Genomic DNA, 22,878 nt, shown 5'->3' with positions numbered 1-22,878 from the left:
TGAAACCCATGACCATGTTCGACAACAAGACCCTTTTGATCACCGGTGGCACTGGCAGCTTCGGCAATGCGGTGCTGCGTCGCTTCCTGGATTCCGGCCTGCGCGAGATCCGCATCTTCAGTCGTGACGAGAAGAAGCAGGACGACATGCGCAAACGCTACAGCAATCCCAAGCTGAAGTTCTACATCGGCGACGTACGAGACGCCACCAGCGTGGATGCCGCCATCCGCGGAGTGGACTATGTCTTCCATGCCGCGGCCCTCAAGCAGGTCCCGTCCTGCGAATTCCACCCGATGCAGGCTGTGCGCACCAATGTGCTGGGTACCGAGAACGTCCTGCGTGCTGCCATCGATGCGGGGGTGAAGCGAGTGATCTGCCTCAGCACCGACAAGGCGGTGTATCCCATCAACGCAATGGGCATTTCCAAGGCGATGATGGAAAAGGTGATGGTGGCCACCTCCCGCAACCTCGAAGGCACCGATACCGTGATCTGCGGGACACGCTACGGCAACGTCATGGCCTCGCGCGGCTCGGTGATTCCGCTGTTTGTCCAGCAGGTGCTGGCGGGCCAGCCCATCACGATCACCGACCCCTCGATGACGCGGTTCATGATGACGCTGGATGACGCCGTGGAGTTGGTGCTTTACGCCTTTCAGCATGGCAACAACGGCGACATCTTTGTGCAGAAGGCCCCAGCGGCAACGGTCAAGACGCTGGCCCAAGCCATTCTGGAACTGATGGACCGGCCGGGGCACGAGGTTCGTGAGATCGGCACGCGGCATGGGGAGAAGTTGTACGAAACCCTGCTCAGCCGCGAAGAGCGGGCCTGCGCCGACGATCTGGGGGGCTACTTCCGCGTGCCGGCTGACACCCGCGATCTCAACTATGGCAAGTTCGTCGAAGAAGGGGAGCTTCGCATCAGCGCAGAGGAAGACTACAACTCTCACAACACCGACCGCCTGGACGTGGAAGGCATGAAAAAACTGCTGCTCAAGCTTGATTTCATGCAACGTATTGCCCGTGGCGAGCCGGCCACGCCCGAGGAGTGAGACTGGTGAACATCGTCATCACGGGGGCCGAGGGCTTCATCGGGCGCAACCTCAGGCAGCGCTTGTCCGAATTGGGGCAGGTGAAGATTTCTCCCATCACCCGGCACAGTTCTGCGCAGGACCTCGCCCGGGCGATAGGCGATGCCGACTTTGTCTTTCACCTCGCCGGGGTGAATCGTCCGCAGGACCCTTCAGAATTCGCTGCCGGCAATGTCGGCTTCACTCAGCTGGTGTGTGATGCGATGGCGGCAACGGGCCGGCCGATTCCGCTGGTGCTGGCGTCATCAACGCAGGCCTCGCTGGACAATGCCTATGGCCGCAGCAAGCGTGAGGCCGAGGAACGGGTCTATGCCTACGGGGACCGGCACGGGGCACCGGTCTGGGTGTTCCGACTCACCAACGTCTTTGGCAAGTGGTGCCGGCCCAACTACAACTCAGCCGTTGCCACTTTCTGCCACAACATTGCGCGCGGATTGCCAATCCAGGTCAATGATCCGGCCGCGCCGCTGCGCCTGGTCTATGTGGATGATGTGGTGCAGGCTTTCACGGCCTTGCTGTCCGAGCCGCGTCCCGATGCTGGCCTCCTAGAGGCGGGACCGGTCTATGACACGACGGTAGGGGAAGTGGCTGGCCTGGTGCAGGCATTTGCGGCAAGCCGGGGCACGCTGATGACGGAACGGGTGGGAACAGGTCTGGTGCGGGCCTTGTATTCCACCTATGTCAGTTACTTGCCGACCGAAAGCTTTGCCTACGAGGTGCCGCGCCACGGCGACGCACGGGGCGTGTTCGTGGAAATGCTCAAGACGCCTGACTGCGGCCAGTTCTCGTACTTCACGGCGCACCCAGGCGTCACGCGGGGTGAGCACTATCACCACAGCAAGACCGAGAAATTCTTGGTCATTCGCGGCAAGGCGCATTTCGGCTTCCGGCACATCCTGACCAACGAAATGCACGAGATCGTGGTCGAAGGGGGTGAGGGCCGCATCGTGGAGACCGTGCCTGGATGGACTCACAACATCACCAACATCGGTAGCGACGAGCTGATCGTCATGCTGTGGGCGAACGAGGTGTTTGACCGGGCACGTCCCGACACGATCACGATGAAGGTCAAGGCATGATGAAGAAGCTGAAGGTGATGACGGTGGTCGGGACCCGACCGGAGATCATCCGTCTGTCGCGTGTGCTGGCGCGCCTCGATGAGCACTGCGACCACGTGCTCGTGCATACCGGGCAGAACTACGACTACGAACTCAACCAAGTCTTCTTCGACGACCTGGGCGTGCGCAAGCCGGATCACTTCCTCAACAGCGCCGGCGGCAATGCCGCTCAGACCATAGGCCGCGTCATCATGGCCGTGGACGACGTGCTCGAACAGGTGCGGCCCGAAGCCATGCTGGTGCTGGGTGATACGAACAGCTGCCTGGCCGTGATCCCTGCCAAGCGTCGCAAGATTCCCATCTTCCACATGGAAGCCGGCAACCGCTGCTTCGATCAGCGGGTGCCTGAGGAGACGAACCGCCGTATTGTTGACCACACCGCCGACGTGAACCTCACCTACAGCGATATCGCCAGGGAATACCTGCTGCGCGAGGGGTTGCCACCTGATCTGGTGATCAAGACAGGCAGCCCGATGTATGAGGTGCTGCATCACTATCGCGAGCACATTGAGGCGTCGAACGTTCTGGAGCGCCTCGGGTTGGAGGCGGGCAGGTTCTTCGTGGTGAGCGCGCATCGTGAGGAGAACATCGACTTGCCCGGCACGGCGCGCAAGCTGGCCGAGGTGCTCAATGCGGTGGCCGAGGATCATGGCCTGCCCGTCATCGTTTCCACTCACCCGCGCACCCAGCGACGCATCGACGCGGAAGGGCTGACGTTTCACGCGCAGGTGCGGTTGCTCAAGCCGCTGGGTTTTCACGACTATGTGAAGCTGCAGACGACGGCACGGGCCGTGCTCTCCGACAGTGGGACCATCAACGAGGAGTCGTCCATCCTGAACTTCCCGGCGCTCAACCTGCGTGAAGCGCACGAACGGCCGGAGGGCATGGAAGAGGCGGCGGTGATGATGGTGGGGCTCAGCACCGAGCGGGTCAGGCAGGGGCTGGCCATTTTGCAAAGCCAGCGGCGTGGTGACGAACGGACCCTGCGCCTGGTGGGCGACTACAGCATGCCCAACGTCTCGGACAAGGTCGTCCGCATCCTCCACAGCTACACCGATTACGTGAAGCGCGTGGTGTGGCGCCAGTACAGCTGAGCCGTGCGCATCTTGGTCGTCAGCCAGTACTTCTGGCCCGAGGCGTTTCGCGTCAATGACGTCGTGGCCGAGTTGGTGCGGCGTGGTCATGAAGTGACGGTCCTCACGGGGCGCCCGAACTATCCCGGAGGAGAGGTTTTCGAAGACTACCGGCGCAATCCGGCAGCGTTTTCTCACTTCGAAGGTGCCGAGGTGTTGCGGGTGCCGCTGCGGCCTCGGGGACAAGGCAGCCTCAGGCTGATGCTCAACTATCTGAGCTTCGTGCTCTGGGGCCTGTTTTGGGGTCCCTGGCTGCTCAGAGGCCGCGGCTTCGATGCCATCTTCATGTTCCAGACTTCCCCCATCACTGCGGCGCTGCCTGCGCTGTTGCTGGGTCGCCTCAAGCGTGCGCCGGTGCTGATGTGGGTGCTGGATCTTTGGCCGGACACCCTGGCGGCCGTGGGGGTGGTGAAGTCACCCCGCGTGTTGGGGTGGGTGGGGCGTCTGGTAGCCTTCATTTACCGCCGCTGTGCCCGGGTGCTGGTGCAGTCGAAGGCCTTCTATTCCAACGTCGAGCGCTGGGGAGGGCGCCGCCACGACATTCGCTACTTCCCGGCGTGGGCCGAAAGCACGTTCGACCAGGAGTTGGACGAGGCCGTCCTGGCGCCTGAGCTGGAGCCCTACACCGAAGGCTTCAACGTGATGTTTGCCGGCAACATCGGCGAGGCCCAGGATTTCCCCGCGATCGTGCACGCGGCCGACCTGCTGCGTCACCGCAACGACATCCGCTGGTTGGTGCTCGGCGACGGGCGGGCTGCCCCGTGGCTGCGCGAGGAGATCGCGCGCCGAGGGCTGGCGGACCGCGTCATCCTGCTGGGGCGCCATCCGCTGGAGCGCATGCCCTCCTTTTTCAAGGGAGCAGGCGCCTTGCTGGTATCGCTGAAGCCAGAACCGATCTTTGCGATGACCATCCCGGGCAAGGTGCAGAGCTATCTGGCTTCAGGTATTCCGCTGGTGGGCATGCTGGATGGGGAAGGTGCACGCGTCATCATGGAAGCAGGCGCCGGTCGTGTTGCGCCGGCGGGAGACGCGCACGCCCTGGCGGAACAGGTTCAGGCTCTCGCGGGGCTCCCCGCGGAAGAGCGGCGCAGGATGGGGCAGGCGGGGCGGGCCTACTGCCGCCGCGAGTTCGATCGCAACCAGCTCATGTCGTCGCTGGAGCGATGGCTGGCCGAAGCTGGTACCGAGACAAGGTCAAGGTGACAATGTTGATGCCATACAGAAGCAAGCATTTTTTCAGGGGTTCCAGGACTCGTTGGGCTGCTGCGGCGGCCCTCGCGGTGGCGGCCCATGTCCATGCTGCACCCTCCCTGGAGTGGCAACTCGAGCGGCATCGATCCCTGGACGGAGGGCGCCGCACCGTGGCTGCAATCTGGGAGACGTCCCTGCACCGGGACGGCGTTCTCCTCTGGAGCGGAACTCGGCACACCCTGCCGGTCCCGACGATCGGTGTTGCGGAAGCTGGCACGGGGCTGCGCGTCACGCATGCCTGGCGGGATGAGCCTGAGGGTTGGCGTGTACGGTTGGGGGCCGTGGCCAGCGACACCCGCTCGCGAACGGGCTTGCCCGAGTTCACGCTGGAAGGCTCGGAACTCAGCCGCTCGCTGGGAGGCGGCCGTGTGTACTTGTCGCAGGAGCGTCGCCACTGGGGACCCGGCTGGGGGGGGAGCCTGGTGCTGGATGGGGGTGCCCCGGCCATCGCCGCCTTCGGCTGGCGCAAGAACGACGAGCGCCCATTTGAATGGTCCTGGCTGAGCTGGCTGGGTCCCTGGGGTGCCGACTTCTTCATTGGCGGCCTGGCCAGCCACAGGGAGCCTGAGCGCCCGTGGCTGGTGGGCTTGCGCATCACGCTGGAGCCACTGGAGGGGCTGCAGATCGGGCTGTCGCGGACATTGCAGTGGGGAGGACGGCGTTTTGACGAATCTCCCAGATCCCTGCTGCGTTCCCTGTTCGGAAAGGACCCCAACAGCGACATTGACGGTGGGGAGCAGGGAAACCAGTTGGCTGGGGCGGACTTGCGCTACGGTTGGCGCTGGGGCGCGTCCGGTACAGCTGCCTTGTACGGGCAGGCGATCGGTGAGGACGAGGCCGGTGAAATGCCCTACAAGTTCCTGCTGTTGGCTGGAGGGGAAGCGGGCGGCCGCTTTTCCAGCGAAGCGCCGGGGATCCTGAACGGCGCCTCATGGCGTCTGTTCGTCGAGTGGGCCGATACCGGCATGCGGCATGCCTACGGGACGCATCAAGCCGGCGCCTACCAACATCATGTATACCGACAGGGTTACACGCACCACCGGCAGGTGCTGGGTCACCAGATCGGCGGAGATGCGGAACTCGTGAGCCTGGGGGGACTCCTCGATTGGGGGCGCAGCAACGCCATGGTGGTGCTGCACACAGGCAAAGCCCTGGAAGGGGCGCAGAGGCTGGTCCCGGGCGCACGGGTGCACGCGGCCAGCCTGGCGCTCCAGCGACCGGTGGGCGAGGTGCAAGTGGGGGCCTCGCTGAACGTGGTCTGGCACAACGGCCAGCGAGACCACCTGGGTCAAGCCTGGGTCGGCTGGGGGTGGTGAGGTTCCACCTTCCCCAGGGGGCTGAAATCGGGGGGAGGCACAATGGGTTCCTGATCGAGTTGGAGCCCACCCACCCATGAAAAAACTCGCCATCGCCGGCACCGGCTACGTCGGCCTCTCCAATGCCATCCTGCTGGCCCAGCACCATGAGGTGGTGGCATTGGACATCGATGCAGCCAAGGTGGAGATGATCAACGCCCGGCGTTCACCCATCGTGGACGCCGAGATCGAGAACTACCTGGCGAGCAAGCCGCTGCGGCTGCGCGCCACGCTCGACAAGCGCGAGGCTTACGAGGGTGCCGACTTCGTGGTGATCGCCACGCCGACCGACTACGATCCTGAGACCAACTACTTCAACACGCGCTCAGTGGAAGCCGTGGTGCGCGACGTGCTGGCCGTCAACCCGCAGGCGGTGATGGTGATCAAATCCACCATCCCCGTGGGCTACACCGAGCGACTCAAGCGCGAGCTGGGCTGTCCCAACCTGATCTTCTCGCCCGAGTTCCTGCGGGAGGGCAAGGCGCTCTATGACAACCTGCACCCTTCGCGGATCGTGGTGGGCGAGCGATCCGAGCGCGGCCGGGTGTTTGCGGGCCTGCTGAGTGAGGGGGCGCTCAAGACCGACGTGCCGGTGCTGCTGACCGACAACACCGAGGCCGAGGCCATCAAGCTCTTTGCCAACACCTTCCTGGCCATGCGCGTGGCCTATTTCAACGAGCTGGACACCTATGCCGCGGTGCATGGGCTCGACACCCGCCAGATCATCGAGGGCGTGTGCCTGGACCCGCGCATCGGCCACCACTACAACAACCCCTCCTTCGGCTACGGCGGCTACTGCCTGCCCAAGGACACGAAGCAGCTGCTGGCCAACTACAACGAGGTGCCGCAGAACCTGATCCGTGCCATCGTGGACGCCAACACCACGCGCAAGGACTTCGTGGCCTTCGACATCCTCAAGCGCCAGCCCAAGGTGGTGGGCATCCACCGCCTCATCATGAAGGCCGGGAGCGACAACTTCCGCGCCAGCAGCGTGCAGGGCGTGATGAAGCGGCTCAAGGCCAAGGGGGTGGAGGTGATCGTCTACGAGCCGGTGCTGAAGGACGAGCAGTTCTTCAACTCGCGCGTGGTGCGCGACCTGGCCGAGTTCAAGCGCCTGTCCGACGTGATCGTGGCCAACCGGCGGGTGCCCGAACTGGCCGACGTGGACGAGAAGGTCTATACGCGCGATCTGTTTGGGGGGGGGGGCCTGAGGGCTTTCCGCGCGGGGGTGCGAATGTATATACTGTATATACATTCATTCCGTCCGAGGCAGCACCATGCTCTCCAGGCTCTTTCGCAGCGGTAATTCGCAGGCTTTGCGCATTCCCAAGGAACTGGCGTTTCCGGCGGACATGCAGGACGTGGAGATCGAGCGGGTGGGCGACACGCTGGTGGTGCGCCCGGTGCGCCGTCGGACCATGACGGGCCTGCGCGAGGTGCTGGCCGAGTTTCCGCCGGGCTTCATGGCCGAGGGGCGGGGTGAGCAGGAGCAGGCCGAGCGCGACTGGTTGCCGGAGCGTTGAGCATGCGCTTCTTGCTCGACACCAACATCTGCATCCATCTCATCCAGCGCCAGCCACCCGAGCTGCTGGCGCGCTTTGACACCCTCAAGGTGGGTGAGGCGGTGATGTCCGTGGTGACCCTGGCTGAACTGCGCCATGGGGTGGAGCGTGACACTGCGGTGCGCGATCGCGCCGACAGGGCGCTGGCGCGGCTGCTCGAGTACCTGCCGGCCCTGCCGTTCGGCGAGGCACAGGCGCACCGCTATGGCGTGCTGGCTGCAGCCGTGAAAGACCGCCGGCGCGACGCCCTCGATCGCCTGATCGCCGCCCACGCCCTCAGCCTCGACCTGACCCTGGTCACGAACAACGAGGCCGATTTCGCAGGCTATCCGGGTTTGCAGGTGGAGAACTGGCTGACGGGTCACACCCGACGCACGGGCCCCGGGTAGCGGGCCACCTGGGTGTCGGACGTGAGCAGCGTGACCCCCTCCACCGTGGCCTGGGCCACCAGGAGCCGGTCGAAGGGATCCTTGTGCACAGGTGGCAGCTGATCGACCGAGACGGCGTGCCCGCTGGTCACGGGAAGTTCCTGGTAACCGTTGTCGAGCAGGCTGCGACGCAGGACGCGAGGGTCCACCTGGAAGTCGTTGCGCCCGAGCCCGCGCTTGATGGCCACCTCCCAGAGGCTGGCGGCACTGAAGAACAGCTCGTTTTCGGGGGCGGTCAGCAGCATGCGTGCCGCCTCCGACAGGCGCTCCGGCGCGCTGGCGGCCCACAGGAGCAGGTGGGTGTCGAGCAGCAGCTTCATTCGCCGTAGAACATCTGCTGGATCTCTGCCTGGCCCAGGGTGTCGAAGTCGTCGGGCACGGTGATCTGCCCGGCCAGAAAGCCCAGGCGCCGTACCGGGCGGGGATCGGGGGTGTCCAGAGGGACGACCTTGGCGATGGGGCGTCCGGCCTTGGCGATGACAAACGGTTCCCCGCGCGCCACCTGTTCGAGCAGGCGCGACAGATGGGTCTTGGCGTCGTGGATGTTGACGGTTCGCATCGCGGGGTAACTTAGCTAAGTCTTGGTAGTCTAGTCTATCTGGCGACCCACGGCAATGCGACCGTCGAAGAAGTGGAGGGCTCGGTGAGACAATCCGCCCTGCATTTCATCCGTGAGACACCGCCATGGTTGCCATCACTCCGTCCATCCAGTGCCGCAACGACGGCCCCTTTGTCCTCTTCGGCGGCATCAACGTGCTCGAGTCGCGCGACTTGGCCCTGCGCGCCTGCGAGGAGTACGTGCGCGTCACCACGAAGCTGGGCATCCCCTATGTGTTCAAGGCCAGCTTCGACAAGGCCAACCGCTCGTCCATCCATTCCTACCGCGGCCCGGGGCTGGAGGAAGGCCTGAAGATCTTCGAGGCGGTGAAGGCGCAGTTCGGCGTGCCGGTGATCACCGACGTGCACGAGCCCTGGCAGGCCAAGCCCGTGGCCGAGGTGGTGGACGTGCTGCAGCTGCCCGCCTTCCTGGCGCGCCAGACCGACCTGGTGGTGGCGCTGGCCCGGACGGGCCGGGTGGTGAACATCAAGAAGCCGCAGTTCCTGAGTCCGCCGCAGGTGCTCAACATCGTCGAGAAGTTCAAGGAAGCGGGCAACGAGCAGATCATCCTGTGCGACCGCGGCACCTGCTTCGGCTACGACAACCTGGTGGTGGACATGCTGGGCTTTGGCGTGATGAAGAAGGTCACGGGCGACCTGCCGGTGATCTTCGACGTGACGCATGCGCTGCAGCAGCGCGACCCGACCGGCGCGGCCTCGGGCGGGCGTCGCCAGCAGGTGGCCGAACTGGCCCGCGCCGGCATGGCCGTGGGCCTGGCCGGTCTCTTCCTGGAGGCCCACCCCAACCCCGACCAGGCCAAGTGCGACGGCCCCAGCGCCCTGCCGCTGGACAAGCTCGAGGCCTTCCTCGCGCAGATGAAGGCGATCGACGCGCTGGTGAAGGGGTTTGCGCCGCTGCGGATCGACTGACTGCCTAGGACAGGCCCGCCAGGCCCCCACGGAACCGGGCCAGCTGGTCGCGAACACCTTGGGCGATCGTGGCCCAGGTGCGCTGCGGAAAGTCCGCCGGCAGTTCAGCTTCCACGCGTTGCAGGGCCGGCTCCAGGCGCTCGGTGAGCGCCAGCATCTGGTGCCATAGGGGCGTCCCGCCCTGCTTCATGGCCAGGCCGTGCCAATGGCACGCCTGGATGTTGTGCAGGTCGTAGTGCACGTTTTTGGCGCGCAGCGCCAAGGCCAGTTCGGCCTTGCGCCAGCGGAACTGGTTCGGCCCTTCGCCCACATAGGGAAAGATCGACAGCACGTCGTACAGCGGGGTCATCACGTAGGTGTCGCCGGGCGCCAGGAAGATGGAATAGTTCTTGGCGTGTCCGTCGGTGGCGGCCAGCAGCCAGAAGCTCAGTTGCGTGAGTGCGAAGAAGGCGCGATCGCCGCCATCGGCACTGCCTTCGAGCAGACGCAGGCAGTCGGCCATCCGAGGGCCGCCGTCCTTCTCATACTTTTTGGAGGGCGGGTAGCCCAGGGCCTGGCAGAAGTCTTCCTGGGGCAGGCGGGCGATCCAGGGGGTGCCGTTTTCGGACATCTGCCGTTCCCGGTCGAAGCGGGTGACGACCAGGGCTTTCTGATCCTCGAAGCGGGCCATCTCGGTGAGGGCCACCGGCAGGCCCAGCGCATGCAGCAGGCGTGAGCACAGCCATTCGTTCTCGACCGAGTCGCCCAGGTCCACGCGGCGCGAACCGCCCACCAGGCCCAGCGGCAGCTTGAGGATGTGCGTCGTGGGGGTGGCGCCGTGCGGCCGGCACCATTGGCGGCCGTCGTGCAGCAATGCTGTCTTCTCTTGCGCACCGGCCAGTGAGATGCGGAAGAGTTCGTCATCGGCTGCCTGGCCCAGCACCTTGTCGGACGGCACGGCGCGCAGGATGTTGGCCACCTGGAGCTCGCTCAACGGTTCGCTGTCGATGCGGTCCCAGCCCTGCGGCGCCATCCCCTCGGGCAGGAGCTGCACGGCACCGACGCAGTCGCGGCCGATGGCCTCGAGCAGCGCAAAGGGCTCCGTCGAGCGGGTGCGGTAGCGCCGCGCCACGCGCTCGCGAATGCGATCATTGTCGGGCAGCAGGTTGTCGAAGTAGTTCGCCACGGCGGGGCCGCGGACTTCGCGGTTGGCAGTGATCGGCAGGGACAGCGAAAGCGAGCGCCGCCGGGGCGACCTCAACCAGGCTTCGTCATACGTGAAGCTGTGGCTGCCGCGGTCCACGGTCCAGGTGCCGACGAACTGGCCGTTCATCCACGCCATGAGGCGCGACCTCACCACTGCCCCCGTTTCGGTGGTGCGGGCGTGGAGGCCGCTACCGGCCCGGGAGTGGAACTGCTCTCGCGAATCACCAGTTCAGCGTCCAGGGCGTGCAGGATCTGCAGGATCTGCTGCAGGCTGACGACACCGGGGTTGGCCTCGATCTCGACGATACGGGCTTGTGTGACGCCGATGGCAGCACCCAATTGGGCCTGTGTGAGGCCACGCTTCTTGCGCAACGCGGTCAGCTGTGGGCGCAACTGAGTGAGGGTCTTGAGGGGGTAGTCCATACCGCACGGTGTGTTCGGCGCAAATTACAAGACATATCTTGTTTTGTCAAGAAAAAGGCTTGAACTTGTAAATGCACAAAACAAGCTTCAGCTGATGATGAGCATCACGGTGCAGACCCCACCTCCTCCACCGCCAGCGCCTTGAACGCATCGCCCACTCCGTGCTCGGGCACGGCCAGCTGCCCTTCGGCGGCCAGGGTGTCGGCATGGGTGCGGCGCATCTCGAAGGTCTTGACGAGCCAGTAGGCGGCGAAGGTCCACACGCCAGCCGCTTCGACGAGAAAGAGGGTCCAGCGGGAGCCCGAGCCTTTTTCCAGCAGCCAGCCCAGCACACCGGCGGCCGCTGGCGCGAGGATCATCGCCACGCCCAGGCCCTGGTAGGTGCGGCGGTAGCGCCGCGCCAGGGCCGGGTCGCGGATGAGGCTCAGGGTGTCGGACGCGCGAAAGATGCACACGTAGGCGATGGCCACGAAGAACAGGGCCGAGAACGTGCCGTGCAACGACACGGCAGGGCAGGCGTCGCCGCAGTCCCAGGCCATGGGGACGAGAGCCACGCCCACCAGCAGCAGGGCGGCCAGGTTCAGGGCGTGGTTCTCGAGGTCGGTGATGCCCTTGTACAGATGCAGGCCCGCCGCCACCGCGCACAGCGTGCCCACGAAGAGGTCGCGCATCGCGCCGTCGCCAGCGTGGTAGTAGGCGCTCATCGAGGCCTGCAGGGGCACGCCGCCCAGCCAGGCGCCCGCCAGCGCCAGCACCGGCGGCAAGGCGATGGACAGCACGGCAATGCCCAGCCGCAGGCTCAGGTAGGTGGCGGTGATGTGGTCGTTCAGGCGTTCGTGCGGCATGGCAGGCGGTCCGGTGGAGGGTGTGGCCAGCATAGAGCCCTGTCGCTGGAAGCGCCAGAGCGCAGCGGGTGCTCACATCCCCCGATCTGGAGGCCCCCACACCGGGCACCGGGGTGCCGCCACTGATCGGGTCAGCGGTGGTGCGGTCGGTGGTTGTCGTCAGGGTTCATCCGTAATTTGTAATTATGGATTTTTGATCTATTGTCGGTAGACACCCGCCGGCATGGGGCCGGCACCGGGCCGACGATGACCCACCTCAGCGAGCTGCATAGCGCGATCCGGCCGACGACCCTGCACGAGGAGGTCGCGGCGCGGCTGCGCACCCTGATCTTCGAGCGCCGGCTCGCGCCTGGGGCCTGGGTGGACGAGAAGGCGCTGGCGGCCGAGTGGGGCATCAGCCGCACGCCGCTGCGCGAGGCGCTGAAGGTGTTGGCCGCCGAGGGGTTGGTGACGGCGGTGCCGCGCCGGGGCAGCCAGGTCACCGAACTGTCGGAGGACGACGCGGCGCAGCTCTTCCCGGTGATGGCGCTGCTGGAAGGGCGCTGCGCGCACGAGGCCGCGCTGCGCGCCACCGATGCCGAGCTGGCCGAGCTGCAGCGTCTGCACGAGGACCTGGAGCTGCATGCTGCCGCACGCGACGTGAACGGCTACTACCGCGCCAACCATGCGTTCCACACCCGCGTGCAGGCCCTGGCGGGCAACCGCTGGCTCGACCGGGCGACCAACGAGCTGCGCAAGTTCATGCGCATGCTGCGCGGGCGTCAGCTGCATTGGCCGGGGCGGCTGGAGGCGTCGATCGCCGAGCACCGGGCCTTGATCGAGGCGCTGGTGCAGCGCGACGCCCACCGCGCTGAACGACTGATGCACGATCACCTGATGGCCCAGTTGCAGGCCCTGCAGGCGCTGCGCGCGGCCGAGTCCGGCGCGAGCCATGCGGCCGCAACCCCCCCCCCAACGCCCCGGGAGGCCCGATGATGTTCCTGTCCCGCTCCGCCCCCGCCCGCCGGCGCAGCCCCGTGCCGGCCCGCTCCCCGCGTGCGCAGGCCCGGTGGCTGCAGCAGACGGTGGAGGGCTGCCGCCGCCTGCTGTCCGAACGGGGCGAGTCCAACAGCGTGGCCATCGCCGAGGAGGTGCTGGCCCTGTACGCGGGCCTGACGGCCGAGCAGCGCCTGGCCTTCTTCAAGGTGCTGGACAGCGAGTTCGGCCCGGACCCGCAGGCCGTGCTCGATGCCGCGCAGCGTTATGCCGAGGAACCCGAGGCCACGCGCTTGATGGCGCTGATCCAGGCGGCCGAGCCGCCGCGCCAGGAGCTGCTGCGCCGCCTGAACCGCGCGAGCGGCGGCACGGCGGTGATCGTGGGCATGCGCCGCACCCTGCTGGAGCTGCTGAAGAACCAGCCGGGCCTGGCGGCGGTGGAGGCCGACTTCCTGCACCTGCTGTCCTCGTGGTTCAACCCCGGCTTCCTGCAGATGGAGCAGGTGGACTGGCGCTCGCCGGCCGCGCTGCTGGAGAAGATCATCCAGCACGAGGCCGTGCACGAGATCGACGGCTGGGCCGACCTGCGCCGCCGTCTGCAGCCGGATCGCCGCTGCTTTGCCTTCTTCCACCCGCAACTGCCGGGCGAGCCGCTGATCTTCGTGGAGGTGGCGCTGGTGAGTGAGATGCCCGCGGCGGTGGGCCCGCTGATCGATGTGCGCAGCGAGCCGCAGACCGACGAGCGCCAGTACAAGGTGGCCACCTTCTATTCCATCAGCAACTGCCAGCCGGGGCTCAAGGGGGTGTCGCTGGGCAACTTTCTGATCAAGCGGGTGGCCGAGCATCTGCAGCGCGAATTCCCCCAGTTGCGCACGTTCTGCACGCTCTCGCCGATCCCGGGATTCACGACTTGGCTGCACCGGCACGCGCCGGGCCTGCGCGAGCGCGAGGATCTGCCCCCGAAGCTGAAGGAGCGGGTGCTCAAGGCCCTGGCCGCACTGGTGCAGCATGGCGGTGAGCCCGCCGCGCTCGCCGGCCTGGAGCCGGTTCAGGCGGGCGAGCCGCTGCGCGAGGCGATCAGCACGCTGGCGGCCTTCTACCTGGCGCATGAATCGGTGACGCCGCGCGGCGACCCGGTGGCCAAGTTCCACCTGGGCAATGGCGCGCGCCTGGAGCGGCTGAACTGGGCCGGCGATCTGTCGCGCAAGGGCCTGAAGCAGTCGCTGGGGCTGATGGTCAACTACCTCTACGATCTGCGTCAGATCGAAGACCACCACGAGCGTTTCGTCCATGGCGAGGTCGTGGCCTCGCGAGCCCTGCAGCGTATGCTGTGATTGCACCACCACCTTTCTAATAAGGAGACAAACCCATGAATCTCATGCCTCGCCGCACGAGCCTGCGCGTCCTGGCGGCCGCAGCGGCCTGGGCCGCCACCGGCCTGGCCGCACCCCTGGCCCTGGCCCAGGGGGCCTGGCCGACCAAGCCCGTGACGATCATCGTGCCCTTCCCCGCCGGAGGCGGCACCGATGCCTTTGCACGCCCGCTGTCGGCGGCGTTGACCAAGCAGCTCGGGCAACAGGTGCTGATCGACAACAAGGCCGGTGCCGGGGGCACGGTGGGCGCCGGCATCGCCTCGCGCGCGGCGCCCGATGGCTACACCTTCTTCATGGGCGGCGCGCACCACGCGATCGCGCCGTCGGTGTATCCAAAGCTCGACTACGACATCGAGAAGGACTTCGTGCCCGTGGGCCTGGTGTCCAACGTGCCGCAGGTGATCGTGGTGCATCCGGGCAAGGTGGCGGCCAACACCCTGGCCGAGTTGCTGGCCGACATCCGCGCCAACCCGGGCAAGCGCAACTACGGCTCGGCGGGCAACGGCTCGTCGCACCACCTGGCCGGCGAGCTGTTCAAGCTGCAGAGCAAGACCTTCATCACGCACATTCCCTATCGCGGCGCCGGCCCGATGCTGCAGGACCTGATCGCCGGCCAGGTCGACATGGCCTTCGACGGGCTGGGCTCGTCGGCGGCGCACATCCGCAGCGGGCGCATCAAGCCCATCGCCGTGGCGGCCACCAAGCGGGCGGCGGCCTTTCCCGACGTGCCCACCACGGTGGAGTCCGGCCTGCCTGACTATGTCGTGTCCACCTGGTATGGCCTGTGGGCGCCCAAGGGCACGCCCAAGGACGCGGTCGACAAGATGGCCGCGGCGATGAAGACGGTGATGAACACGCCCGAGCTGAAGCAGATGTGGACCAACCTGGGCACCGAAACGCCCGATTTGTATGGCGAAGCTTTTGGGAAGTTCGTCAGCAGCGAAGTCAAGCGCTGGGCCCAGGTGGTGAAAGCCTCCGGCGCGAAACTGGACTGATCCGACCGTGAGCGGCCGCATTTCTGTCCTGCCCCATCCCGAGCTGCCAGGCGTGCAGGTGGTGGAGCTGGCCAACCCGGGCAAGCTCAATGCCATCAGCGTGGGCATGTGGGAGGCCCTGCGCGAGGTGTTCGTGGGCTGGCCCCAGCGCGAGCCCGGCCTGCGCGCCGTGGTGGTGCGCGGGGCGGGCGGGGTGTTTGCCGCCGGGGCCGACATCGACGAGCTGCCGGGCTTTCGCTTCGAGGTGGACAGCCTGCAGCACTTCCACGAGCACATCGTGGCTCCGGCGCTGCAGGCGCTGCTCGACTGCGAGGTGCCGCTGGTGGCGCAGATCGACGGCGTGTGCGTGGGCGGCGGGCTGGAGATTGCCGCCTGCTGCGACATCCGTATCGCCGGGCACCGCTCGCGCTTCGGCGCCCCGATCGGCCGGCTGGGCTTCCCGATGGCGCCCGACGAGCTGGCCGTGCTCAGCCGCGTGCTCGACCCCGGCACCGCCGCCGAGATCTTGCTGGAGGGCCGGCTGCTCGATGCGGCCACCGCCTTGCAGCGCGGCCTGGTGCAGCGGGTGGTGGACGATGCGGAAGTGGCCGCCGAGGCCACGGCCACCGCGCGGCGCATCGCGGCCCTGGCGCCCCATGCGGCCCGCCTGAACAAGCGCACCTTGCGCCAGATCGCGCTGGGCCGCCCCTTCGATGCGGCCTGGCGGCGCGAGCACTTCAGCTACGCTTCCCACCCCGACCATCGAGAAGGCGTGATGGCCTTCATCGACCGGCGCGAGCCGCAGTTCACCGGATCCTGAACGTCTTCATCACACCATGACCCAACACAACCTGTTCGCGGCCCTGCGCGCGGCCTTCCCGACCCAGCTCGACGCCACCGCCATCGAAACCGACGACGGCCAGTACTACACCTGGCGCGACCTCGACCGCGGCACGGCCATGATCGCCAACCTGCTGGCCTCGCTCGACCTGCCCGAGGGCGCGCGGGTGGCGGTGCAGACGGAGAAGTCGGTCGAGGCGCTGATGCTCTACCTCGCCACGCTGCGTGCCGGCTACGTGTACCTGCCGCTGAACACGGCCTACCAGCAAAGTGAACTGGCGTACTTCATCGGCAACGCCGAGCCCAGCGTGGTGGTGTGCACGGGCAAGAACTTCGGCTGGGTCAGCAAGCTGGCCTTCCAGGCCGGCACGAAGTACGTCTTCACCCTCAATGAAGACCGCACCGGGACCCTGCTGGAGCGCGCCTCGCACCACAGCGACGAGCACGAGATCGCGGTCAAGGGCGAGGACGACCTGGCCGCCATCCTCTACACCAGCGGCACCACGGGGCGCAGCAAGGGCGCCATGCTCACGCACGGCAACATGCTCAGCAACGCGCTCACCCTCAAGAGCTACTGGGACTGGCAGCCCGGCGACGTGCTGGTGCACGCCCTGCCCATCTTCCATGTGCACGGCCTGTTCGTGGCGGTGCATGGCGCGCTCCTCAACGGCAGCAAGATGCTGTGGTGCGCGAAGTTCGACCCCAAGCGGGTGATGGAGCTGCTGCCGCGCGCGACCGTCTTCATGGGCGTGCCCACGTTGTACGTGCGATTGCTGGGCGAGCCCGGCTTCGGCCGCGAGACCTGCCGCCACATGCGCCTGTTCATCAGCGGCTCGGCCCCGCTGCTGCTGGAAACCTTCAACGAATTCCGTGAGCGCACCGGCCACACCATCCTCGAGCGCTATGGCATGAGCGAGACCATCATGCTCACGTCCAACCCGTGCAAGCCCGAGGATGGCGAGCGCGTGGGCGGCACGGTGGGCCGGCCCCTGCCCGGGGTGGAGGTGCGCGTGGTCGACGACAAAGGCTTGCGCTGCCCGGTGGGTGAGATCGGCAACATCGAGGTGCGCGGCCCCAATGTCTTCAAGGGTTACTGGCGCATGCCCGAAAAGACGAAGGAGGAGTTCACACCCGACGGCTGGTTCAAGACCGGCGACGTGGGCCGCTTCGATGCCAAGGGCTACCTCACCATCGTGGGCCGCAGCAAGGATCTCATCATCAGCGGAGGCTACAACGTCTATCCGGCCGAAGTGGAGGGCTACATCAACGAGATGCCCGGCGTGGCCGAGTCCGCGGTGATCGGCGTGCCCCACCCCGACTTCGGCGAGGCCGTGGTGGCCGTGGTGGTGCCCAAGCCCGGATCCAGCCCCGACCCCGAGGCCATCGTCGCGCAGCTCAAGCGCCAGATCGCCAACTTCAAGGTGCCCAAGCGCGTGTTCGTGCAGGCCGAACTGCCGCGCAACACCATGGGCAAGGTGCAGAAGAACCTGCTGCGCCAGGCACACCAGGAGCTCTTCAAGGCTTGAACGGGGTCAGGCCGTCCGAGCTCAGTGGGACAGGCCGAAGCTGGGGGCGTTCACCATCCCGACGATGTCCAGCACGATCAGCATGCGGTCGTGCAGCTTGGCCAGCCCGCTCACGAAGGCGGCGTCCACGGCCGACGCCATTTCCGGCGCCGGCTTGATGGCGTCGGACGGGAGTTCGCTCACGTCGGTGACGCCGTCCACCACCACGCCCACCATGCGGTTGCCCAGCTTGAGCACGATGCACACGGTCGTGGGCTTGTCGGTGATCTGATCGCAGCCCAGGCGCACCCGCAGATCCACGATCGGCAAGACCACGCCGCGCAGGTTGATCACCCCCTTGATATGGGCGGGCGCTCCCGCGATGCGTGTGGGCGGCTCGTGCCTGCGGATCTCCTGCACGGCGAGGATGTCGATGGCGTACTCCTCCGGGCCCACCTGGAAGGTGAGGTACTCGCGCGCAAGGGCCGCCCCCTGTCCGGACGGGTCCGGGGCAGGCGTGTCGGTGGCGGCGGTCTCGGCGGGATCTCCCGTCGCATTGATGCGTTCCATCATGCCCATCGCACACCTCTCAGAAGCTTGTCCATTCATCATCGGTGCCCGTCTTGGCCGGCACGGCCGAGGGGCCGCGGGTGGCGGCGTTCGAGGCCACGGGCCCACGCCGGGCCGTGTTCAACGGCTTGGCTGGCACCGTGCGCAGGGGCGGCACCGGCTCGGCGGGGACGTGCGGCACCCTCGTCGTCGTGGCGGCGTTCTGCTCGAGCTTGAACACCGAGACCACCCGCAGCAGCTGCTGCGCCTGCTGCTTGAGGCTTTCCGCGGCGGCGGCGCTCTCCTCCACCAGCGCGGCGTTCTGCTGCGTGGTCTGGTCCATCTGGCTCATGGCCTCGGCCACCTGGGAGATGCCCGACGACTGCTCGCGGCTGGCGGCGGTGATCTCGCCCATGATGTCGGTCACGCGCTGGATGGCGCCCAAGATCTCCGACATCGAGCCGCCGGCCTGGGCCACGAGCTGCGAGCCTGCGCCCACGCGCTCGGCGTTGGCGGTGATCAGGGTCTTGATCTGCTTGGCCGCCTCGGCGCTGCGCTGCGCCAGGGTGCGCACCTCGCCGGCCACCACCGCAAAGCCGCGACCCTGCTCGCCGGCGCGGGCGGCTTCGACCGCGGCGTTCAGCGCCAGGATGTTGGTCTGGAAGGCGATGCCGTCGATCACGCTGATGATCTCGACGATCTGGCGCGAGGCATCCTCGATCTGCTTCATCGTGCCCACCACCTCGCCCACCACCGTGCCGCCCTTGTGCGCGGCGGTGCTCGCCGACTGCGCCAGCTGGTTGGCCTGCGAGGCGTTGTCGGCATTCTGCTTGACGGTGCTTTGCAGCTGCTCCATCGACGCAGCGGTCTCCTCCAGGGCCGAGGCCTGTTCCTCGGTGCGGCTGCTCAGGTCGGAGTTGCCCTGCGAGATTTGCGCGCTCGCCGTGGCCACGCTCTCGGCGTTCTGGCGCACGGACTGCACGACGTCCAGCAACTGTGCGGCCATCGACTTCATGGCCGCCATCACACTGCTCGTGTCGCCCGCACGCAGGGGGATGTGCAGGGACAGGTCACCGGCGGCGACGGATTCGGCCACGCGCTTGACCTCGTGCGGTTCGGCGCCAAGCGCGCGCGTGAGCTCGCGGATGATCCAGCCGGCAACCAGCCCACCCAGCACGATTGCCGCCGCCAGCACGCCAGCCACGGTGAACAGGGTGAGCCGAACCTGCTCGACGCTGTCCTCGTAGATCGCGCCGGCGATGTCCTGCTGCACCAGCACGAGATCGGCGATCACGCCTTGCAAGGGATCCAGCACCGGGTACATGCGCTGGGCGGTGTAATGCGTCAGCGCATCCCGGTCGCCTGAGCGCAGCAACTGCTCCAGGTCGTTGATGCTTGCATCGGCCGCCTCCAGCATCGGCCGGATCTTCGCCACCAGCTCGACCTCGCGGGGGACGAGCTGGTGGCCCGTGTAGGCCTGCCACTCGGTGGCGATCGCCTTGCGTGCCTGCGCGATCGATGCCAGGCCGTCGGACGTCGTCATCGTGCCGTCGCGCACCTTGTGCGCCGTCTCCACGATGTTGACGGCATACATGTCGGCCACGACCTTGAGCTGCCTGAGCGGGACGACACGATCCCGGTACAGGTCCTGCATGGCGTCGCTTTCCTTCTTCACCATGTAGCCCGCCATCCCGCCCAGCACGGCGAGCAGGACGATGAAGAGCCCGCTGAGAACCAGCAACTGTGATCGGACGGTGAGTCTGGCGTTCATGGGAGAGCCTTTCGTATGCTTCAAACGATAAAAATGATACGAGCAGACGAATCATGTCGAATGATTCGGATTTATCATTTGCGCCTCGTCAGAGAAGCGTGAAATACTCACGCCCCGGATGGGGTTCCCCGCTGATGGACGGGCTGGCGGCTAGCGTGCCGCCAGGGCGGCCAGTTCGTCATGCACGACCAGCCAGAAGTGACGGATGTCGGGCCAGGGCGCCGCACCGGCGCAGGCGTCTTCCAGCGAGTGGGCATGGGCCGACGCCGCCTCATGCCCCAGCGTCAGCAAGACCGACTTGAGGCTGTGGGCCAGCCGGCGGAGCCCGTCGGCATCCCGGGTCCGCAGGAATGCCTCGCCCTGCTCCAGGTCGGCCTGGAACTGGAGGCGGCACGTTGCGAGGAATGCGTCGTACAGGGCCTGGTCACCGCCGAAGTGCGCCGTCACGGCACGGGCGGGCCCGCAGCGGTCGCCAGATGAGGGCATGGGGAGCTTCGGCGAGGGGGGCTCGTCAGTGCCATCCGCGAGCGCATCGAGCACGCAGCGCTCCAGCGCCTCCACCGACACCGGCTTGACGAGGAAGCGCCAGACGCCCAACGCCGCCAGCCGCTGCTGCACGGGCGGGGTCAAGCCGGCGCTGAACACCGCTACGCGGGCTCCGGCGCGAAGGGCGGGGTCCGCACGGAGCCGTTCGATCAGCACGTAGCCGGGCTCGCCCGGCATCATCAGGTCGGTGATCACCAGCCGCGCCGGCGCGGCTTGCAGTGCGGCCATCGCCTGGGCCGTGTCGGCGCATTGCACCAGATCGACGTCCAGGTCGGCCAGCGCCAAGGCCACGAAGCGGCGCAGGGCCGCGTCGTCTTCGACCACGACGACCCGGTTGCGCGCCATCTCGGTGCCTCAGGCGGGGTCTTGCGCCCGGGGCGCCTGCGCCGCCAGGGCGTGCTGCAGCAGGGGCGGCAGGTCCATCACCAGACGGGGTTTGTGCACCACGGGCACGCCCGACAGGGCGAAGGCATAGGGCCCGCGCTGATCTTCGTCCAGCGCGGTGATCACGATGAGCTGGCTCTGGGCAAACTGCGGATGGGAGCGCAGGCTGGTGATCAGCGTCGCACCGTCGATGCCGGGCAGCAGGACGTCGACGATCAGGATCTGCGGCTGCCACTGGCCGTACAAGGCCAGCCCGGCGATCCCGTCGTCGACCGCGCGCAGATCGACCTGCGGGAACTGCTGGCGCACCAGCAGGCTGACGAGATTCTGGTAGTGGGCGGAATCTTCGATGAGCAGCACCCGCGCTCGCGGCGAGGCGGGCGCAGGCGGGGCACTGCGGGCGGAGGAGGTCTCGTCGAGCGGTGCTGGTCGGCTCGCGCCCTGGCGCGCCGCCATCCAGGCCTGCACGGAATGGCGGGAGATGCGCCGATGCCCGCCGGGGGTCTTCCAGGCTTCGAGCTCGCCGCGGTCCACCATGAGCTGGACGGATCGCACCGCCATGCCCAGCAATCGCGCCACCTCCAGCGTGGTGTAGTGCTCGCTCGCAGGAGTAGCGTCAGAGATGGCCATCTCTGCATTTTTGCAGGAATTGGCAATATTGGTGCCGAAACCTCGGGCTCGTCGAGGAGTTTCAGCGCGCTCGCGGCCGCCATGCGTGAATTAATGCCGATTCAGGCGATCCCCAGGCCGGTGCATCTTGCACCAGATGATCAAAATGATAACAATGAGCGTACTGACACTTGCCAACCAGGCCCCCCATGCAGAAGACCCTCTTCACCCTGTTCGAGTCGCTGAACTGCGGCTTCATCTGGGTGGACCGTGATTCGAGAGTGCGCTACATCAACGCGCAGGCATCGTCCCTGACGGCGTTGCAGCCGCAGGCGGCCGTTCCGCATGGGCCGCTGCGCCGGGCGATCGACGCCGTGCTGGCCGGGCGCACCGCCTTGCCGCTGGCGCTGCCCACGGCCTCCGGCGACGGGCGCACGCTCAAGCTGCGCGTGATGCAGGGGCTGGGACGCGACGACGCCGCCGTGTTCGTGTCGGTGGATGCCGACATGGCGCCCGCCGTTGGGCTGGACAACTTGCTGACCGTCATCCGCACGGACCTCTCCGAGCCCTGGAAGCGCTGCTCGGTCGCGCTGGGGCTGGCCCGTCAGTCGCCGGACCGCCACGCGCTGGAGGCGCTGTTCGACGAGGTGGAAGAGGTCGGCGGCGTCTTGAGCAAGCTGATCGATCTCGCGCAGATCTGGTCGAGCGAATCGCTCCTGTCCAACGACCGGATCGACATGTGGGATCTCGTGCGCGAGGTGTGGAAGAACGTCGAGGCGCTGGCGCGGTCCCGTTCGGTGCAGGTGCGTTTCACGCGCTTCCCGCGGGACGTCCAGCTGTCCACTGTGTATGGCAGCCACGCCTGGCTGCTGCGCGTGTTCATCGAATGCCTGGAGGCGGCGATCCGCGCCACGCCGGCCGGTGGCACGGTGGACATCGAATACCACCAGATGGGACCGCGGGTGCTGGTGGTGTTCCGCGACTGCGGATTGTTCGCGCCCCGGCGCCTCCATGCCGATCGCCTGGACGACCTGACATCGGCCGGATCGCGCACAGGCGAGGCGCCGCGCCTGAGCGCCCGGGATCTGATCGGCCTGCGCCTGTGCCAGCAGATCGTCGAGTTGCACGGCGGGCAGTTGCGCGAGGAAATGGAGGACGGCCTGCGCAACTTCCTCATCGACCTGCCCACGGGCGCGCCGGCACGAAACGCCACCCCCGAGATGGACATTCAGCAGGCGCAGCAGTACGCGCGCGACCTGGCCGCCCTGATGGCGCGCCGCCGCGCCGAGCTCCCGCCGACCGGACCCCTGACGAACGCTTAGGGAAACGCTGATCAAGTTGCAGCAGGGGTAGCGATGCGGGCTGTACGGGCTTTGGCGGCACGATTTTGCTCGCTCTGGCGGCCCCTGCGGGCCCGTTTTCGGGCCACCTGGCCCG

Annotated in this window: 24 protein-coding genes; 15 read left to right on the top strand and 9 right to left on the bottom strand. The window is 67.0% G+C overall.

All coding sequences use genetic code 11. The features are described from left to right. The first annotated feature begins 14 nt into the window (after positions 1–14). From ACK4ZD_RS13340 to ACK4ZD_RS13305, 8 genes are all read left to right on the top strand, one after another. Positions 15–1,049 carry a polysaccharide biosynthesis protein gene (locus ACK4ZD_RS13340; RefSeq protein WP_409662998.1) on the top strand — a complete coding sequence of 345 codons (1,035 nt, stop codon included), beginning with the start codon at positions 15–17 and terminating at the stop codon, positions 1,047–1,049. Positions 1,050–1,054: 5 nt separating this feature from the next. Next, on the top strand, positions 1,055–2,167 hold the full coding sequence (gene wbjC / locus ACK4ZD_RS13335; RefSeq protein ID WP_409662989.1) for a UDP-2-acetamido-2,6-beta-L-arabino-hexul-4-ose reductase: 1,113 nt from the start codon (positions 1,055–1,057) through the stop codon (positions 2,165–2,167). Beyond that, positions 2,167–3,300, top strand: coding sequence for a non-hydrolyzing UDP-N-acetylglucosamine 2-epimerase (gene wecB, locus ACK4ZD_RS13330; protein ID WP_409662995.1), 1,134 nt, complete (start codon positions 2,167–2,169; stop codon positions 3,298–3,300). The genes wbjC and wecB overlap by 1 nt, the downstream gene beginning before the upstream one ends. A gap of 3 nt (positions 3,301–3,303) precedes the next feature. After that, positions 3,304–4,542, top strand: a complete 1,239-nt coding sequence (locus ACK4ZD_RS13325) for a glycosyltransferase family 4 protein (RefSeq protein WP_409662986.1) — start codon at positions 3,304–3,306, stop codon at positions 4,540–4,542. Between the two features lie 329 nt (positions 4,543–4,871). Beyond that, positions 4,872–5,906 (top strand): capsule assembly Wzi family protein, encoded by a 1,035-nt coding sequence (locus tag ACK4ZD_RS13320; RefSeq protein ID WP_409662983.1) that lies wholly within the window; start codon positions 4,872–4,874, stop codon positions 5,904–5,906. 76 nt (positions 5,907–5,982) lie between these two features. Continuing rightward, positions 5,983–7,251, top strand: a complete 1,269-nt coding sequence (locus ACK4ZD_RS13315; RefSeq protein ID WP_409662981.1) for a nucleotide sugar dehydrogenase — start codon at positions 5,983–5,985, stop codon at positions 7,249–7,251. Beyond that, entirely contained in the window at positions 7,223–7,468 is a 246-nt protein-coding gene (locus ACK4ZD_RS13310) for an antitoxin (protein ID WP_409662978.1), read from the top strand. Before ACK4ZD_RS13315 ends, ACK4ZD_RS13310 begins: the two co-directional genes overlap by 29 nt. Before the next feature lie 2 nt (positions 7,469–7,470). Further along, positions 7,471–7,896 (top strand): type II toxin-antitoxin system VapC family toxin, encoded by a 426-nt coding sequence (locus ACK4ZD_RS13305; RefSeq protein WP_409662975.1) that lies wholly within the window; start codon positions 7,471–7,473, stop codon positions 7,894–7,896. On the opposite strand, the gene ACK4ZD_RS13300 is transcribed toward ACK4ZD_RS13305, so the two are convergent. Together ACK4ZD_RS13300 and ACK4ZD_RS13295 are read right to left on the bottom strand one after the other, a co-directional pair. Then, positions 7,869–8,255, bottom strand: a complete 387-nt coding sequence (locus ACK4ZD_RS13300; RefSeq protein WP_409662972.1) for a type II toxin-antitoxin system VapC family toxin — start codon at positions 8,253–8,255, stop codon at positions 7,869–7,871. The two genes, ACK4ZD_RS13305 and ACK4ZD_RS13300, sit on opposite strands and share 28 nt — an antisense overlap. Further along, entirely contained in the window at positions 8,252–8,494 is a 243-nt protein-coding gene (locus tag ACK4ZD_RS13295; RefSeq protein WP_409662969.1) for a type II toxin-antitoxin system Phd/YefM family antitoxin, read from the bottom strand. Before ACK4ZD_RS13295 ends, ACK4ZD_RS13300 begins: the two co-directional genes overlap by 4 nt. Positions 8,495–8,619: 125 nt before the next feature. Between ACK4ZD_RS13295 and kdsA the strand changes: the two genes are divergently transcribed. After that, on the top strand, positions 8,620–9,462 hold the full coding sequence (kdsA, locus tag ACK4ZD_RS13290) for a 3-deoxy-8-phosphooctulonate synthase (protein WP_409662966.1): 843 nt from the start codon (positions 8,620–8,622) through the stop codon (positions 9,460–9,462). Positions 9,463–9,466: 4 nt separating this feature from the next. Here kdsA and ACK4ZD_RS13285 read toward each other — a convergent pair whose 3' ends face one another. From ACK4ZD_RS13285 to ACK4ZD_RS13275, 3 genes are all read right to left on the bottom strand, one after another. Then, a complete protein-coding gene (locus tag ACK4ZD_RS13285) occupies positions 9,467–10,801 on the bottom strand; it encodes a type II toxin-antitoxin system HipA family toxin (protein WP_409662963.1) in 1,335 nt (444 codons plus the stop codon). Further along, positions 10,795–11,070 carry a helix-turn-helix domain-containing protein gene (locus ACK4ZD_RS13280; RefSeq protein WP_409662960.1) on the bottom strand — a complete coding sequence of 92 codons (276 nt, stop codon included), beginning with the start codon at positions 11,068–11,070 and terminating at the stop codon, positions 10,795–10,797. Before ACK4ZD_RS13280 ends, ACK4ZD_RS13285 begins: the two co-directional genes overlap by 7 nt. 104 nt (positions 11,071–11,174) lie before the next feature. Next, entirely contained in the window at positions 11,175–11,915 is a 741-nt protein-coding gene (locus ACK4ZD_RS13275) for a hypothetical protein (RefSeq protein ID WP_409662957.1), read from the bottom strand. Positions 11,916–12,161: 246 nt separating this feature from the next. On the opposite strand from ACK4ZD_RS13275, the gene ACK4ZD_RS13270 reads away from it, so the two are divergent. The 5 genes from ACK4ZD_RS13270 to ACK4ZD_RS13250 are packed head-to-tail and all read left to right on the top strand — an operon-like array spanning position 12,162 to position 17,603. Then, entirely contained in the window at positions 12,162–12,890 is a 729-nt protein-coding gene (locus tag ACK4ZD_RS13270; RefSeq protein ID WP_409662955.1) for a GntR family transcriptional regulator, read from the top strand. Beyond that, positions 12,887–14,224, top strand: coding sequence for a malonyl-CoA decarboxylase (locus tag ACK4ZD_RS13265; RefSeq protein ID WP_409662952.1), 1,338 nt, complete (start codon positions 12,887–12,889; stop codon positions 14,222–14,224). The genes ACK4ZD_RS13270 and ACK4ZD_RS13265 overlap by 4 nt, the downstream gene beginning before the upstream one ends. A 44-nt stretch (positions 14,225–14,268) precedes the next feature. Continuing rightward, positions 14,269–15,258 carry a Bug family tripartite tricarboxylate transporter substrate binding protein gene (locus tag ACK4ZD_RS13260; protein WP_409662992.1) on the top strand — a complete coding sequence of 330 codons (990 nt, stop codon included), beginning with the start codon at positions 14,269–14,271 and terminating at the stop codon, positions 15,256–15,258. 7 nt (positions 15,259–15,265) lie between these two features. Continuing rightward, complete coding sequence (locus ACK4ZD_RS13255) at positions 15,266–16,057, top strand: enoyl-CoA hydratase/isomerase family protein (protein ID WP_409662950.1); 792 nt, start codon at positions 15,266–15,268, stop codon at positions 16,055–16,057. Positions 16,058–16,073: 16 nt separating this feature from the next. After that, positions 16,074–17,603 carry a malonate--CoA ligase gene (locus ACK4ZD_RS13250; RefSeq protein WP_409662947.1) on the top strand — a complete coding sequence of 510 codons (1,530 nt, stop codon included), beginning with the start codon at positions 16,074–16,076 and terminating at the stop codon, positions 17,601–17,603. 21 nt (positions 17,604–17,624) lie between these two features. On the opposite strand, the gene ACK4ZD_RS13245 is transcribed toward ACK4ZD_RS13250, so the two are convergent. From ACK4ZD_RS13245 to ACK4ZD_RS13230, 4 genes are all read right to left on the bottom strand, one after another. Beyond that, on the bottom strand, positions 17,625–18,155 hold the full coding sequence (locus ACK4ZD_RS13245) for a chemotaxis protein CheW (RefSeq protein ID WP_409662944.1): 531 nt from the start codon (positions 18,153–18,155) through the stop codon (positions 17,625–17,627). Positions 18,156–18,171: 16 nt separating this feature from the next. Then, positions 18,172–19,902 (bottom strand): methyl-accepting chemotaxis protein, encoded by a 1,731-nt coding sequence (locus tag ACK4ZD_RS13240; protein ID WP_409662941.1) that lies wholly within the window; start codon positions 19,900–19,902, stop codon positions 18,172–18,174. 150 nt (positions 19,903–20,052) lie between these two features. Further along, positions 20,053–20,793 (bottom strand): response regulator, encoded by a 741-nt coding sequence (locus ACK4ZD_RS13235; protein ID WP_409662938.1) that lies wholly within the window; start codon positions 20,791–20,793, stop codon positions 20,053–20,055. A 9-nt stretch (positions 20,794–20,802) separates the two neighbouring features. Then, positions 20,803–21,462, bottom strand: a complete 660-nt coding sequence (locus ACK4ZD_RS13230) for an excisionase family DNA-binding protein (RefSeq protein WP_409662935.1) — start codon at positions 21,460–21,462, stop codon at positions 20,803–20,805. 188 nt (positions 21,463–21,650) lie between these two features. Here ACK4ZD_RS13230 and ACK4ZD_RS13225 point away from each other — a divergent pair, with 188 nt between their 5' ends. After that, positions 21,651–22,763, top strand: coding sequence for an ATP-binding protein (locus ACK4ZD_RS13225; protein WP_409662932.1), 1,113 nt, complete (start codon positions 21,651–21,653; stop codon positions 22,761–22,763). The last annotated feature ends 115 nt before the right edge of the window (positions 22,764–22,878 follow it).

It is taken from the genome of Caldimonas sp. (assembly GCF_046291045.1).
Taxonomy (GTDB): Bacteria; Pseudomonadota; Gammaproteobacteria; order Burkholderiales; family Burkholderiaceae_C; genus Caldimonas.
The sequence above is the reverse complement of the archived record's forward strand: the minus strand, read 5'-3'. Positions and strand labels throughout refer to the sequence as shown.